General features: G+C 71.0%; 11 protein-coding genes. 4 read left to right on the top strand and 7 right to left on the bottom strand.

Annotated features, from left to right (window positions below; translation table 11 throughout):
• A partial coding sequence (locus tag ABZ281_RS12385) for an HAD-IA family hydrolase (protein ID WP_356654713.1) occupies nt 1-421 on the top strand: 421 nt, incomplete at its 5' end.
• 10 nt (nt 422-431) lie between these two features.
• On the opposite strand, the gene ABZ281_RS12380 is transcribed toward ABZ281_RS12385, so the two are convergent.
• Nucleotides 432-1,010 (bottom strand): TetR/AcrR family transcriptional regulator, encoded by a 579-nt coding sequence (locus ABZ281_RS12380; protein WP_356654711.1) that lies wholly within the window; start codon nt 1,008-1,010, stop codon nt 432-434.
• A gap of 86 nt (nt 1,011-1,096) precedes the next feature.
• Here ABZ281_RS12380 and ABZ281_RS12375 point away from each other — a divergent pair, with 86 nt between their 5' ends.
• Nucleotides 1,097-2,638, top strand: coding sequence for an MFS transporter (locus ABZ281_RS12375; protein WP_356654709.1), 1,542 nt, complete (start codon nt 1,097-1,099; stop codon nt 2,636-2,638).
• 53 nt (nt 2,639-2,691) lie between these two features.
• Here the strand turns inward: ABZ281_RS12375 and serA are convergent, their stop codons facing one another.
• From serA to ABZ281_RS12345, 6 genes are all read right to left on the bottom strand, one after another.
• Nucleotides 2,692-4,281: a phosphoglycerate dehydrogenase gene (gene serA / locus ABZ281_RS12370; RefSeq protein WP_031106628.1), complete on the bottom strand. Its 1,590-nt coding sequence runs from the start codon at nt 4,279-4,281 to the stop codon at nt 2,692-2,694.
• A gap of 455 nt (nt 4,282-4,736) precedes the next feature.
• Entirely contained in the window at nt 4,737-5,735 is a 999-nt protein-coding gene (gene ilvC / locus ABZ281_RS12365) for a ketol-acid reductoisomerase (protein ID WP_030851456.1), read from the bottom strand.
• Nucleotides 5,736-5,856: 121 nt separating this feature from the next.
• Nucleotides 5,857-6,381: an acetolactate synthase small subunit gene (gene ilvN / locus ABZ281_RS12360; protein WP_030851453.1), complete on the bottom strand. Its 525-nt coding sequence runs from the start codon at nt 6,379-6,381 to the stop codon at nt 5,857-5,859.
• Between the two features lie 21 nt (nt 6,382-6,402).
• Nucleotides 6,403-8,250 carry an acetolactate synthase large subunit gene (locus ABZ281_RS12355; RefSeq protein ID WP_356654706.1) on the bottom strand — a complete coding sequence of 616 codons (1,848 nt, stop codon included), beginning with the start codon at nt 8,248-8,250 and terminating at the stop codon, nt 6,403-6,405.
• Nucleotides 8,251-8,480: 230 nt separating this feature from the next.
• Nucleotides 8,481-11,492 (bottom strand): EAL domain-containing protein, encoded by a 3,012-nt coding sequence (locus ABZ281_RS12350; RefSeq protein WP_356654704.1) that lies wholly within the window; start codon nt 11,490-11,492, stop codon nt 8,481-8,483.
• A 424-nt stretch (nt 11,493-11,916) separates the two neighbouring features.
• Nucleotides 11,917-12,867 carry a 2-hydroxyacid dehydrogenase gene (locus ABZ281_RS12345; protein WP_356654702.1) on the bottom strand — a complete coding sequence of 317 codons (951 nt, stop codon included), beginning with the start codon at nt 12,865-12,867 and terminating at the stop codon, nt 11,917-11,919.
• A gap of 77 nt (nt 12,868-12,944) precedes the next feature.
• Here ABZ281_RS12345 and ABZ281_RS12340 point away from each other — a divergent pair, with 77 nt between their 5' ends.
• Together ABZ281_RS12340 and ABZ281_RS12335 are read left to right on the top strand one after the other, a co-directional pair.
• Entirely contained in the window at nt 12,945-13,943 is a 999-nt protein-coding gene (locus ABZ281_RS12340) for an aldo/keto reductase (RefSeq protein WP_356654700.1), read from the top strand.
• Between the two features lie 125 nt (nt 13,944-14,068).
• Nucleotides 14,069-15,241, top strand: coding sequence for a PQQ-dependent sugar dehydrogenase (locus tag ABZ281_RS12335; RefSeq protein WP_356654698.1), 1,173 nt, complete (start codon nt 14,069-14,071; stop codon nt 15,239-15,241).
• Nucleotides 15,242-15,389 lie beyond the last annotated feature (148 nt).

Genomic DNA, 15,389 nt, shown 5'->3' with positions numbered 1-15,389 from the left:
GGGTGCGGCCGACCGCGTCGTCCTGTCCGGCCCCGTCCGCGGCGCACTCGCCCGGGCGCGCACCGCCGGCTGGACCCTGGTGATCGTCACCAACGGCCGTACCGCGCAACAGGAGACGAAGATCCGCACCACCGGGCTCGACACGCCGGCCCACGGATGGGTCGTCTCCGAGGCCGTCGGCCACAAGAAGCCGGCGCCGGAGATCTTCCGCGCCGCTGCCGCCACCGTCGGCGCCGGCCTCGACGGCGCCTGGGTGATCGGCGACTCCCCGCACGCCGACATCGCCGGCGCGGCCGGCATCGGCGCCCGCAGCGTCTGGGTGTCGGCCGGCCGCCCCTGGGCCGGGGCGGCACACACCCCCACCCGGACCACCCCCGACACCGTGTCCGCCATCGACTCGGTCGTCGACGCCCCTGGGTGAGGGGGGCGCGTCACTTCCCCTCGGCGGCCTCGATCACCCGGCGCAGCCCCGCGGCGAGCTGCCCGGCCTCCGGAGCGCTCTTCGGATCGAAGGTCCACTGCGCCATGAGGCCCATCATCAGGGTCAGATAGAAGTACCCGAGGGTGTCCACCTGCTCGTCCGTCACGTCTTCCTCGGGGCCGCCGTGGAAGAGCGTCACGATGCCGCGCGCCCCCTCCCGCTGGGCCCGCGCGAGGTGCTCCCGCACCTCCGGCAGCTGGTCCCCCATGGCCACGATCTCCATGCTGAGCCGCCACATGGACCCGGGATCGCGCATGGTCCCGATGATGTTCGCCCACACCTCCGCGAACCGCTCCAACGACCCCGGCTCGCCGGACAGTTCGCCGCCCCCCTCGAACTTGTCGGACATGCCCTCCACCATCTCGACGTACGCCTGCGCGAGCAGCGCGTCCTTCGAGCCGTAGTGGTAGCCGATCGACGCCAGGTTGGTGCCCGACTCCTTGACGATGTCGCGCGCGGTGGTGCGCAGGAAGCCCTTCGCCAGCAGGCAGCGCTTGGCGCCCTCGAGCAGATCCTCACGGTGTCCCATGACATGCCACCCTAGCCCAGAATCCAGACGCACGTATTAAACAGTCGTACTAGACAATCGTTTTATACGTCCGTACAGTCCTGCTCATGACGACGAACCCGCACCCTCCCGCCCTCGCCGGCCGCCGTGAATGGACGGCTCTCGGTGTGTTGATGCTTCCGCTGCTGCTGGTCTCGATGGACGTGTCCGTCCTCTACTTCGCGATCCCCGCGATCAGCGCCGACCTGGAGCCGAGCGCCACCGAGCAGCTGTGGATCTTCGACATCTACGGCTTCGTGCTGGCCGGCCTGCTGATGACGATGGGCTCGCTCGGCGACCGCATCGGCCGCCGCAGGCTCCTGCTGACGGGCGCCGCCGCCTTCGGTACGGCCTCCCTGGTCGCGGCGTACGCCACCAGCGCCGAGACCCTCATCGCCGCCCGCGCGGTCCTCGGCATCGGCGGCGCGACGCTGATGCCGTCCACGATGGCGCTCGTGCGCACGATGTTCACCGACCCCGCGCAGCGCACCAGGGCGATCGGTGTCTGGTCGGGCGTGATGACGGCCGGCATCGCGCTCGGCTCGGTGATGAGCGGGGTGCTCGTCGAGCACTTCTGGTGGGGCTCGGTCTTCCTGGTCAACCTGCCCGCGATGCTGCTGCTCCTGCTGCTCGGCCCGGTCCTGCTGCCCGAGTCGCGCAACCCCCACCCCGGCCGCTTCGACCTGCTGAGCGTCCCCCTGTCGATGGCGGCGGTGCTCCCCGTGATCTACGGCCTGAAGGAACTCGCGTCCGAGGGCTGGAACGTGCGGTACGCGATGTCGGTGACCGTCGGTCTGCTCTTCGCCGCGCTGTTCGTCCACCGCCAGCGCACGGCGGCCTCCCCGCTGATCTCGCCGGAGCTGTTCCGGGGCCGCGGCTTCAGCCCGGCCGTCGTCCTCAACCTCGTGGCCGCCTTCGGCATGATGGGCTCGGCCTACTTCACGACCCAGTACATCCAGTCGGTCCTGGGCAACAGCCCCCTGGAAGCGGCGCTGTGGAGCCTGCTGCCGTCGGTGCCCATCGCACTCGCGGCCCCGGTCGGCGCCCACCTCGTGCAGCGGGGCGTTCCCCGCGCGTACGTCGTCGGCGGAGGCTTCGCGGTCGCGTCGTGCGGCTACGTGATGCTGTCCCTGGCCGGTACCGACTCCCTGTGGCTGCTGCTGGCCGCGTGCGCCGTCCTGGCCTGCGGCATCGTCACCGTCATGTCCCAGGTGGCCGACCTGGCACTGAGCGCCGCCCCGGTGGAGAAGGCGGGCGCGGCGTCGTCCCTGCTGGAGACCGGCACGGAGTTCGGCGGCGCGCTGAGCATGGCGTTCCTCGGCTCCATCGGTACGGCCGTCTACCGCCACGAGATCCCGGACTCGGCGCCCGCCGCGGCCCGCGAGACCCTGGGCGGCGCCCTGGCCGTCGCCGACCGGCTCCCGGGGCGCGCGGGGGACGCCCTGGCGACGGCGGCACGCGAGGCCTTCACCAGCGGCATGCACACGGCGGCGGTCACGGGCGCGGTGCTGCTGGCCGGTGCGGCGGCCGCGGCTGCGGTGACCCTGCGGCGGGTGCGGGTACGGAAAAACGCCGGACAGGCTGATCAGCTCAGCCCGTCCGGCGTGTGAGGACGAGCCCGTTCAGGGAACGGGGATCCCGGGGGGCGAGCCCCCCGGGGATGTCAGGCCAGGTTGACGGAGCGAGCCGAGGTAGCTCCGATCTCCTCGGCCACCTCGGCCAGCACGGTCGCGGTCACCGTGTCGTCCACGGTCAGCACGGCCAGCGCCTCGCCACCCGCCACCGCCCGCGACACCTGCATGCCGGCGATGTTGAGGCCCGCCTCACCGAGGATCCGGCCCACCGTGCCGACGACACCGGGGCGGTCCTCGTACTTCAGCACGATCATGTGGTCGGCGAGCGCGAGGTCCACGTCGTAGTCACCGACGGCGACGATCTTCTGCAGGTGCTTCGGGCCGGCCAGCGTGCCGGACACCGACACCTCCTCGCCGTCGGCGAGGGTGCCGCGCACCGTGACGACGTTGCGGTGCTCGGTCGCCTCGGAGCTGGTGGTGAGACGCACCTCGACGCCGCGCTCCTGCGCGAACAGCGGGGCGTTGACGTACGACACCGTCTCGTCGACGACGTCCTCGAAGACGCCCTTGAGGGCGGACAGCTCCAGCACCTTCACGTCGTGCTGGGTGATCTCGCCGTAGACCTCGACGTCGAGACGGACGGCGACCTCACCGGCGAGCGCGGTGAAGATCCGGCCCAGGCGCTCGGCGAGCGGCAGGCCCGGCTTGACGTCCTCGGCGATGACACCGCCCTGGACGTTCACCGCGTCCGGCACGAGCTCACCGGCGAGGGCGAGCCGCACGGAGCGGGCGACGGCGATACCGGCCTTCTCCTGCGCCTCATCGGTGGAGGCGCCCAGGTGCGGGGTGCAGACGACCTGGTCGAACTCGAACAGCGGGGAGTCCGTGCAGGGCTCCTTCGCGTACACGTCGAGACCGGCACCGGCGACCCGGCCCTCCTTGAGGGCGGAGTACAGCGCCTCCTCGTCGACGATCCCGCCGCGTGCGGCGTTGACGATGCGCACGCTCGGCTTGACCTTGCGCAGCGCCTCGTCGCCGATGAGGCCGACGGTCTCGGGGGTCTTGGGCAGGTGGACGGTGATGAAGTCGGAGACCTCGAGCAGCTCGTCCAGCGACAGCACCTTGACGCCCATCTGCGCGGCGCGGGCGGGCTGGATGTAAGGGTCGTAGGCGACGACCTTCATGCCGAACCCGGACATGCGCTGGGCGACGAGCGCGCCGATGCGCCCGAGGCCGACGACACCGAGGGTCTTCTCGGCCAGCTCCACACCCGTGTACTTGCTGCGCTTCCACTCGCCGTTCTTCAGCGCGGCGTTGGCCTGCGGGATGTGGCGGGCGGTGGCGACGAGCAGACCGCAGGCCAGCTCGGCGGCGGTCACGATGTTGGAGGTCGGGGCGTTGACGACCATCACGCCGGCCTTGGTGGCGGCGGAGACGTCCACGTTGTCCAGGCCGACGCCGGCTCGTGCGACGACCTTCAGCTTGTTCGCGGCGGCGATCGCCTCGGCGTCGACCTTGGTGGCCGAACGGACCAGGATCGCGTCCACATCGGCGATGGCCGGGAGCAGCTCGGCCCGGTCCGCGCCGTTGCAGTGCCGGATCTCGAAGTCCGGGCCCAGGGCGTCGACGGTGGCGGGCGACAGCTCTTCAGCGATGAGTACGACGGGTTTCGAGCTCACGTGAGTCCTCACAAGTCCAGTGCTGCGGACGGCCGTCCCGACGGCCGCAGGCGGTGGAGGGGTGGAGCGGCGCCGGAGTGGTGCGGGTGCGCTCCCGCGCCCGCCGCGGCAGCGGCTGATGTCTCAGCCGGTGCGTGCTCTCGGCGTGTCGGCCGGAGGTCCTCGTAGCGGAGCTACTAGGGCCTTCGGCCGGTGCGGTGAGAGTGCCTGCCGGGCGGCGTGGGGCGTGCCTGCACTACTCCGGTGTCGCTAGGCCGCGTTGGAGACGCACGACGCTGTGGGCCTGACGCGTATGTGTGCAGCAGTCTAGTGGCGCATGAGGCGTCGTCTTGTGCCGCTGCGGAAGGATCACCCGTCCGTGGCCGGACGGGATGGACAACGCCGTACCACCGACGTTACCCGGGGTTCGCCGAAGGGGCCGGAGCGTGGATGCTCCGGCCCCTCGGGCAGGCGGCTTACGCCTCCTCGTCGACCCAGCTCATGAGCTTGCGCAGCTCCTTGCCGGTGGTCTCCAGCAGGTGCTCGGAGTCCTGCTTCTTGTACTCGTTGTACTTCTTCAGACCGCCGTGGTACTCGTCCATCCACTGCTGAGCGAAGGTGCCGTCCTGGATCTCGGCGAGAACCTTCTTCATCTCGGCCTTGGTGGCGTCCGTGATGATCCGCGGGCCGGTGACGTAGTCGCCCCACTCGGCGGTCTCGGAGATCGACCAGCGCATCTTCTCCAGGCCGCCCTCGTACATGAGGTCCACGATCAGCTTCAGCTCGTGCAGGCACTCGAAGTAGGCGATCTCCGGCTGGTAGCCGGCCTCGGTCAGGGTCTCGAAGCCCGCCTTGACCAGCGCCGCGGTGCCACCGCAGAGAACGGCCTGCTCACCGAACAGGTCGGTCTCGGTCTCCTCGGTGAAGGTCGTCTTGATGACACCGGCGCGGGTGCCGCCGATGCCCTTCGCGTACGACAGGGCCAGCGCGAAGCCGTTGCCCGTGGCGTCCTGCTCGACGGCGGCGATGCAGGGAACGCCGCGGCCCTCCTCGTACTGGCGGCGGACCAGGTGGCCCGGGCCCTTCGGGGCGACCATGCAGACGTCGACGCCGGCCGGGGGCTTGATGAAGCCATAGCGGATGTTCAGGCCGTGGCCGAAGAACAGTGCGTCGCCGTCCTTCAGGTTGTCCTTGATGTGCTTCTCGTAGACCTCGGCCTGGATCGGGTCCGGGACGAGGATCATGATGACGTCGGCCTCGGCGGCGGCCTCCGACGGGCTCACCACGCGCAGGCCCTGCTCCTCGGCCTTGGCCTTGGACTTGGAGCCCTCATGCAGACCGACGCGGACGTCGACACCCGAGTCACGGAGCGACAGCGCGTGGGCGTGGCCCTGGCTGCCGTACCCGATGACCGCGACCTTGCGGCCCTGGATGATGGACAGGTCGGCGTCGGCGTCGTAGAACAGCTCGGCCACTTTGGGTTCTCTCCTCGGGAGTGCAGGTGTTGCGTCCCACCGTATGACGGGGGGCGGAAGGGAAGTCTGAGGGTCTCGGAATACGGGCGGCCGACGGCGCGCCGACCGCCCGTTCCGGGTCTTACGCCGACCGGTCCAGGGCGCGCAGCGACCGGTCCGTGATGGATCGTGCACCGCGGCCGATCGCGATCGTGCCGGACTGGACGAGCTCCTTGATGCCGTACGGCTCCAGCATCTTGAGCATCGCGGTCAGCTTCTCGCCGGACCCGGTGGCCTCGATGGTGACGGCTTCCGGGGAGACGTCGACGGTCTTGGCGCGGAACAGCTGGACGATCTCGACGATCTGGGAGCGCGTCTCGTTGTCGGCCCGCACCTTCACCAGGACGAGTTCGCGCTGCACCGCCTGCGCCGGCTCCAGCTCGACGATCTTCAGCACGTTGACGAGCTTGTTGAGCTGCTTGGTGACCTGCTCCAGCGGCAGGTCCTCCACGCCGACGACGATGGTGATGCGGGAGATGTCGGGGTGCTCGGTGACACCGACCGCGAGCGAGTCGATGTTGAAGCCGCGGCGGGAGAACAGGGCGGCGATCCGGGCCAGGATGCCGGGGGTGTTCTCCACCAGGACGGAGAGCGTGTGCTTGGACATGATCTGCTTCCTTTACGGCTCTCAGTCGTCTTCGTTGTCGCCGAAGTCCGGGCGGACGTCCCGGGCGGCCATGATCTCGTCGTTGGAGGTGCCGGCGGCGACCATCGGCCACACCATCGCGTCCTCGTGGACGACGAAGTCGACGACGACCGGGCGGTCGTTGATCGAGTTCGCCTCCTCGATGACCTTGTCGAGGTCGTCCGTGGACTCGCAGCGGATCGCGTAGCAGCCCATGGCCTCCGACAGCTTCACGAAGTCGGGGACGCGGGTGCCGCGGGCCGCCGGGTTGACGTCGTCCGGGCCGGAGTGCAGGACGGTGTTGGAGTACCGCTGGTTGTAGAAGAGGGTCTGCCACTGGCGGACCATCCCGAGGGCGCCGTTGTTGATGACGGCGACCTTGATCGGGATGTTGTTCAGGGCGCAGGTGGTGAGCTCCTGGTTGGTCATCTGGAAGCAGCCGTCGCCGTCGATCGCCCAGACGGCCCGGTCGGGGACGCCGGCCTTGGCGCCCATGGCGGCCGGCACGGCGTAGCCCATCGTTCCGGCGCCGCCGGAGTTCAGCCAGGTGGCCGGCTTGTCGTACTCGATGAAGTGGGCGGCCCACATCTGGTGCTGGCCGACGCCCGCCGCGAAGATCGTGCCCTCGGGGGCGAGCTGTCCGATGCGCTCGATGACCTGCTGCGGGGAGAGCGAGCCGTCCTCGGGCTGGTCGTAGCCGAGCGGGTAGGTGTCGCGCCAGCGGCTCAGGTCCTTCCACCAGGCGCTGTAGTCGCCCTGGTGGCCCTCGCTGTGCTCCTTCTGGACGGCCTGGATCAGGTCGGCGATGACCTCGCGGGCGTCACCGACGATCGGCACGTCGGCGGCGCGGTTCTTGCCGATCTCGGCCGGGTCGATGTCCGCGTGGACGATCTTGGCGAACGGGGCGAAGCTGTCCAGCTTGCCGGTGACGCGGTCGTCGAAGCGGGCGCCGAGGGCGACGATCAGGTCGGCCTTCTGCAGACCGGTGACGGCGGCCACCGAGCCGTGCATGCCGGGCATGCCCAGGTGCTGCGGGTGGTTGTCGGGGAACGCGCCGAGCGCCATCAGGGTGGTGGTGACGGGCGCGCCGGTGAGCTCGGCGAGGACCTTCAGCTCGGCGGTGGCCTTGGCCTTGAGCACGCCGCCGCCGACGTACAGCACCGGCCGCCTGGCCTGGGTGATCAGCTTGGCGGCCTCGCGGATCTGCTTGGCGTGCGGCTTGGTCACCGGGCGGTAGCCGGGCAGGTCCATGGCGGGCGGCCAGGAGAACGTGGTCTTCGCCTGGAGGGCGTCCTTGGCGATGTCGACCAGCACCGGGCCGGGGCGGCCGGTGGAGGCGATGTGGAACGCCTGGGCGATGATCCGCGGGATGTCCTCGGCCTTGGTGACGAGGAAGTTGTGCTTGGTGATCGGCATGGTGATGCCGACGATGTCCGCCTCCTGGAAGGCGTCCGTGCCGATCGCCTTGGACGCCACCTGGCCGGTGATCGCGACCATCGGCACCGAGTCCATGTGCGCGTCGGCGATCGGGGTGACCAGGTTGGTGGCGCCGGGGCCCGAGGTGGCCATGCAGACGCCGACCTTGCCGGTGGCCTGCGCGTAGCCGGTGGCGGCGTGACCGGCGCCCTGCTCGTGCCGGACCAGGACATGGCGCACCCTGGTGGAGTCCATCAGCGGGTCGTAGGCCGGGAGGATCGCACCGCCGGGAATGCCGAATACCGTGTCGGCGCCGACCTCCTCGAGAGAGCGGATGAGGGACTGCGCGCCCGTCACCTGCTCGGGGGCGGAGTGGTGTCCTCCGGATCGGGGCCGGGGCTGCGGGTGGTGGGCCCCGGTGGCCTGCTCGGTCATCGGCATTCTCTTCTCAGATGCTGAGGGTTTTTGCGAGGTTTGTACGGTCTTCGGCTGCTGCACGGAGGGTGCCTGTGCAACAAAAAACCCCTCGTGCCATAAGGCAAGCGAGGGGAGCGCGCCGGGTGGGGTCGCTGAGCGGTCGAGGCTCAGCGTCAGCCGACGCGCTTTCCAAGTACGAGAATTCGGGTGCGCATGGCACTGACCCTCCCCCCGGCACGCACCCACTGTCAAGTGGGTGGGACGGGAGTCTCATTATGTGAGCGCAGGGCCGTGCCGCCTCCGATGACGGCGGAGACACCCGAGCTGTACACCCGCGGGGAGCCGCCCGCGAACGCCGGTACGACCGGTCCGTTGGGCACCGGATAGTGGCCGGCGGCGAGCGCCCGGCGCAGCCGGTACTCGTCGAGCGGCCCGGAGAACGCCATGCCCTGCCCGTGCGTGCAGCCCATCGCGCGCAGGGCGATGACCTGCTCGGGCAGATCCACCCCTTCGGCCACGGACTTCAGCCCGAGGTCGCCCGCGATGCGCAGCAGCCCGCTGGTGATCTTGTGCAGGCGGGCGGACTCGACGACGCCCTCGACCAGACCGCGGTCGAGCTTCAGGACGTCGACGGGGAGGCGCCTGAGCGCCGTGATCGCCGCGTAGCCGCTGCCGAACCCGTCCAGCGCGATCCGTACGCCGACTCGCCGCAGGGCGCCCAGGCGCCGCTCCAACTCGTCCAGCGAGACCCTGGGGTCGGCGTCCGACAGCTCGATGATCAACGACCCGGACGGCAGCCCGTGCCGCGTGAGCAGCGCCTCGATCGTGCCGAGCGGCATCGAGCGGTCCAGCAGCCTGCGGGCGCTCATCCGCACGACCACCGGCACGGACAGCCCGGTGGCGTGCCGCTCGGCGGCCTGCTCGACGGCCTCCTCGATCATCCACCGGCCCAGCTCGGCGGTCTTGTCACTGTCCTCGGCCACCCGCAGGAACTCCGCCGGGGTGAAGAGCACCCCCTGCGAGGAGCACCAGCGCGCCTGCGCGGACACCGACGCGATCCGGCCATCCTCCAGGGACACCACCGGCTGGTGCAGCAGGGCGAACTCCCCGTCGTGCAGCGCGGCCCGCAGGCGGGTGGCGAGCTCGGCCTTGCGGACGACGTCCTGCTGCATCTGCGGCTTGTACAGCTCGACACGACCCTTGCCGCCGGCCTTGGCGCGGTACATGGCCAGGTCGGCGTTGCGCAGCAGTTCGCCCGCGCCGAGGCCGGATTCCGCGAAGGCCACCCCGATGGAGGCGTTGACCCGGACATCGTTGCCGTCGATGAGGTAGGGCTGGGACAGCGTCGTCCTGAGCCGGTCGGCGAGCTCCAGTATGTGCCGCTCCCGGGCGTCCCGGTCGCGGGTGTTGTCCCCGGCGATCAGGGCCGCGAACTCGTCCCCGCCGAGCCGGGAGGCGGTGTCGCCGTGCCGGACGGAGTCCTGGAGCCTGCGGGCGGCCTGGACGAGCAGTTCGTCCCCGGCCTGGTGCCCGATGGTGTCGTTGACGGCCTTGTAGCCGTCGAGATCGATGAACAGCACGGCCGTGTTCCGCAGGGCCACGCCCCGGTCGGAGGCGCGGCGGCCCGAGAGGGCGTGCTGGACGCGCTTGGTGAACAGGGCGCGGTTGGGCAGGTCCGTGAGCGGGTCGTGCTCGGCGTTGTGCTGCAGCTGGGCCTGGAGCCGCACCCGTTCGGTCACGTCGCGGCTGTTGAAGATGAGGCCGCCGTGATGGCGGTTGACGGTCGACTCGACGTTCAGCCAGCCCCCGTCGCCCGAGCGGAAGCGGCACTCGATGCGCGTGGTGGGTTCCTCGACCGGATTGGCGGCGAGGAACCTGCGCACCTCGTGCACCACGCAGCCCAGGTCCTCGGGGTGGATGAGGTTGGCCAGTTCCGTACCCACCAGCTCCTCCGCCGAACGGCCGTACACTCCGGCGGCGGCCGGGGAGACGTACCTCAGGACGCCGCTGGGCGCGGCGATCATGATGACGTCGCTGGAGCCCTGCACCAGGGAGCGGAAGTGGTTCTCCTTCTGAGCCAGTTCCTGGGTAAGGGTGATGTTGTCGAGCAGCATGATCCCCTGGCGCACGACGAGCGCGAGCACCACCGTGCCCCCGGTCAGCAGGACCACGCGGTCGACACTGCGGCCGTTGAGGACGTTGTAGAGGATCCCCAGCGTGCACACGGCGGCCGCGAGATACGGCGTGAGGGCGGCCAGGGAGCCGGCGATGGGCCGGGCGGCCGGGTACCGGCTGTGCTCGGCGCCGGGCAGGGGCGCCTGGTGGTCGGGTCCGCCGCACTGCCCCGGCACGTGCTCGTGCACCACACGGGTGCGGCCCGTGCCGGCGTGCCGGTCGGGGCCGCGCCGGACGCCCTGCGCACGGGGCGCGGCCCAGGGGGCGTACGCCAGGAGCAGCGAGCCCGCGAACCAGCCCGCGTCGAGCAGCTGCCCGGAGCGGTAGTCGTGGTGCATCAGCGGCGAGGTGAACAGGGCGTCGCACATCACGGTCAGCGCGAGCGCGCCGATGGCGGTGTTGACCGCGGAGCGGTTCACCGCGGAGCGCCGGAAGTGCAGCGCGAGCACCATGCTGACCAGCGCGATGTCGAGCAGCGGGTACGCCAGCGACAGTGCGATGTGCGCCACGCCGGGGCCTTCCGACTTCGCGGCCTGGGCGAGGGCGAGGCTCCACGCCAGGGTGAGCAGCGAGCCGCCGATCAGCCAGGCGTCCAGCCCGAGGCAGATCCAGCCGGCCTTGGTCACCGGCCGCTTGGCGAGCACGAGCAGCCCGACGATCGCGGGCGGCGCGAAGCAGAGGAAGAACAGGTCGGCATAGCTGGGACTGGGCACGGGCAGCCCCAGGACCACCTCGTACCACCCCCAGACGAGGTTGCCCAGGGCGGCCATGGCCGAGGAGAGGCTGAACAGCAGCCAGGCGGGCCGAAAGCGGGTGCGGCGGCTGCGGGCGCAGAGGAAGTGCGACACGGAGGCGGTGGCCGCCGCGGCGGCCAGCCCGAAGTCACCCATGATCAGGGCCAGTTCGTACGAACCCCAGCCGAAAGCGGAACCGACGGCGTATCCCGCGCAGACCAGAGCCAGGACGAGTTGGAGGGCCGGGCCCGGCCGGTGGCCGTGGGCCGGCGTGCGAGGCAGCAGCGCGCTCGAGGACGGAGACTGTGCCCGCAGCGCTCCGTCCAGCGTGGGGGTGGGGGGCGCGGTCACCGGGCCCTCCCGGTCCGCGCCGCTACCGGCTCCCGCGGGTCCCGGTGGACCGGCTGGTCATGCCTTCTGCGGCCGCCGGGCCTGCGGTGGTGATGGCTGTGTTCGCTGTGGTGTTCGCTGTGGTGGGTGTGGTGGCCGACGTGATCGGCGTGCTGACCGCGTCTGCCCGCGGCCGTCCGCCAGGGTCGCCGCCGGCAGCCCCGCCCCGTCGGATCGCTCGTCCATAGGCCGTGCATCGCCCGTCGCCCCCCTCACAGTCCGAAGTGTCCGTCCCCGGCGCCGAACGGTCCCCGGCGCAGCCCCTGTCGGGACGATACACCAGTCTCGTCACTCAGGGACATAGGTTCTCTACGCTCCGTGACGATCAATAGATAGATGAGTACCCACCGCACCCGAAGGATTGCGGACGGTGCTCGAAGGTCTCTCAGTCGGTTGATGCACCCGTCGTAAGGATCACGTTGCGGAGCGGCTCCCGGTTCACATAACGGTTCAACTGGTCCACCAGGAGCCGCTTGGCGCGCGGAAAGAACGCGGAGGTGGGTCCGCCGACATGCGGGCTGATGAGTACCCCCGGCGCACGCCACAGGGGGTGTTCGCGCGCCAGCGGCTCCGGGTCGGTGACGTCGAGGGCGGCGGTGATGCGGCCGGTCTCCAGCTCGGCGAGCAGGGCCTTGGTGTCGACGACGGGGCCGCGGGCGACGTTGACGAGGAGCGCGCCGTCCTTCATCCGGGACAGGAAGTCGGCTCCGGCCAGGCCACGGGTGGTTTCGTTGAGCGGGGTGGAGAGGATGACGACGTCCGCCTCCGGCAGCAGCGCGGGGAGTTCGGTGAGCGGATGCACCGGACCGCGCGCCGTGGTGCGCTCGGAGCGCGCGACGCGCGCCACCCGTGCCACCTCGAACGGAACGAGCCGGTCCTCGATGGCCTCGCCGATCGAGCCGTATCCCACGATGAGGACGTTCTTGTCGGCCAGCGCCGGGCGGAACCCGCCGAGCCACTCCCCCCGGTCCTGCGCGCGGACGAAGTCGGGGATCCCGCGCAGCGAGGCCAGGATCAGCGCGAGGGTGAGCTCGCCGGTGCTGGCCTCGTGCACCCCGCGCGCATTGCACAGCCGCACGCCCGCCGGCAGCTGCCCGAGTCCCGGCTCCACGTGGTCGATCCCGGCCGAGAGGGTCTGTACGACCCGGACGTTGCTCATCCGCCCCAGGGGACGTACGCACAGCGGGCTGGGCTTCATGTAGGGGACTACGTAGAAGGCGCAGTCGGCCGGGTCCGCGGGAAAGTCCTCCCCGCCGTTCCAGAAGCGGTAGTCCGGGCCCTCGGGGAGACCCTCGATCTCGTCCGGCGGAATGGGCAGCCACACGTCAGCAGTCATGCTCTGGAGGCTATGTCAGGAGCGTGCGACGGCAGAGGTTAGGTTGGGGTGGCTCGAACAGGGAGGGTCACGACCAGGTGGAGCGCAGGACGATCGGCGCGGCGGCGCTCGCGGTGGGGGCCGTCGGACTCGGGTGCATGCCGATGAGCTGGGCCTACAGCGCGTCGAGGCAGCGCGGCGACGAGTCGCTCAGGGCGGTGCACCGGGCACTGGACCTGGGCGCGTCCCTGCTGGACACGGCCGACATGTACGGCCCCTTCACCAACGAGCTGTTACTGGGACGGGCGTTGAAGGAACGGCGGTCCGACGCGTTCGTGTCGACGAAGGTCGGGCTGCTCGTGGGCGACCAGCACATCGTCGCCAACGGCCGCCCCGGGTATGTGAGGCGCGCCTGCGACGCGTCGCTGCGACGGCTCCAGACGGACGTCATCGACCTCTACCAGCTGCACCGGGCCGACCCCGAGGTGCCGGTCGAGGAGACCTGGGGCGCGATGGCGGAGCTGGTCCAGGCCGGGAAGGTACGGGCGCTGGGCCTGTGCGCGGTGGGCGCTCGGGCCGGGCGCCGGTCCGGGGCCCGGCTGCACGACGGAACGATCCGCCAGCTGGAGCGGGTGCAGCAGGTCTTCCCGGTGAGCGCGGTGGAGGCGGAGCTGTCGGTGTGGTCACCGGAGGCGCTGGAGACCCTGCTGCCCTGGTGCCGTACGCGGGGCGTCGGTTTCCTCGCCGCGATGCCGCTCGGCAACGGCTTCCTGACCGGCAGGCTGCGGCCCGGCGCCGGCTTCGAGGCGGACGACCCGCGCGCCCGGCACCCCCGCTTCACGGCCGAGATGATGGCCGCGAACCAGCCGGTCGTCGCGGGCCTGCGCCGCGTGGCCCGCCGGCATGGCACGGACGTCACGCCCGGCCAGGTCGCCCTCGCGTGGGTGCTGGCCCAGGGCCCGCACGTGGTCCCGGTGCCGGGCACGAAGCAGGAGCGCTGGGTCACGGAGAACACGGCCGCGGCGGCGGTGCGCCTGACCCCCGACGATCTCAAGGAGATAGCCGGGCTGCCGCCGGCCCAGGGGTCCTGGGACTGAGCCCCGGTCCCGCCTTCGGCGCGTTTCGGGCAAACCCCCTGTTCCCGGTTCGGCGTTCCGTGATCGGGAACCTGGGAGCCGCGAGCGGTGTATGACAGGAGAGGACCCGCCCCGTCGAAGGGACCATGATCGTGCAACGTCGAGCCGTCCCGGCCGTGTTGGCCGCCGCCGCGCTCCTGCTGACGGCCGGTTGTTCCTCCGACAGCGGAGGCCCGTCCGGCAAGCAGGCGAGCACCACCCCGAGCCGTACGGCACCCGGCTCGTCCGCGCCGCCGGGGCAGGCCGCCGAGGAGACACCTCCCGCCCAGGGCTCGGTGAAGGTGGTCCGCACCGTCGCCGAGGGCCTGGACTCACCCTGGGGGCTCGCTCCGCTGCCGGACGGCGGCCTGCTCGTCTCCTCCCGGGACGACGCGACGATCGTCCGGGTCGACGAGAAGTCCGGCAAGAAGACCGAGCTGGGCGAGGTGCCGGGGGTCTCGGCGGCCGGCGAGGGCGGCCTCCTCGGGATCGCCCTGTCCCCCGACTACGCCTCGGACCACATGGTCTACGCGTACTTCACCTCGGCCTCCGACAACCGTATCGTCCGCATGATCTACGACGAGCAGAAGCCGGCCGGCGAGCAGCTCGGCGCGCCCGACACGGTCTACAAGGGCATCCCCAAGGGCTTCATCCACAACGGCGGCCGCATCGGGTTCGGCCCCGACAAGATGCTCTACGTGGGCACGGGCGAGAGCGGCGACACCGGTCTGTCCCAGGACAAGGACTCCGTGGGCGGCAAGATCCTGCGGCTGACCCCGGAGGGCGAGCCGGCGCCGGGCAACCCCTTCCCGGACTCGCCGGTGTACTCGTACGGCCACCGCAACGTGCAGGGCCTGGCCTGGGACACCAGGCAGCGGCTGTTCGCCTCGGAGTTCGGGCAGGACACCTGGGACGAGCTCAACGCGATCAAGCCGGGTGACAATTACGGCTGGCCTGAGGCCGAGGGCCGGTCCGGCGACAAGCGGTTCCACAACCCGATCGACCAGTGGACGACGGCCGAGGCCTCCCCCAGCGGCATCGCCTACGCCGAGGGCTCGATCTGGATGGCGGGCCTGCGCGGCAAGCGGCTCTGGCGCATCCCGCTGAACGGCACGAAGGCCTCGGCCGAACCGCAGGCCTTCCTGGAGGGCGAGTACGGCCGGCTGCGCACGGTGGTGGCGGCGGGCGGCGACCGGCTGTGGCTGGTGACCAGCAACACGGACGGCCGGGGCAGCCCGAAGGACGGGGACGACCGGATCCTGGAACTGCGGGTGAGGTAGCAGCTCCCGCGAGGACCTGGTGCCGCGGCACCAGTGCCGCGGCAGGCAACGTTCGCCCGTTGAGGAGCGGCGTCCGGTGCGTGCTCTCGGCGTGCCGGCCGGAAGCCCTCGTACTGGACGTACTCGTGCACCAGCCAACCCACCATGC

Origin of the sequence: Streptomyces sp. NPDC006265, assembly GCF_040613555.1 — a bacterium.
Classification (GTDB): domain Bacteria; phylum Actinomycetota; class Actinomycetes; order Streptomycetales; family Streptomycetaceae; genus Streptomyces.
Note: the sequence above shows the minus strand (reverse complement) of the source record. Positions and strands in the feature narration are given on the sequence as shown.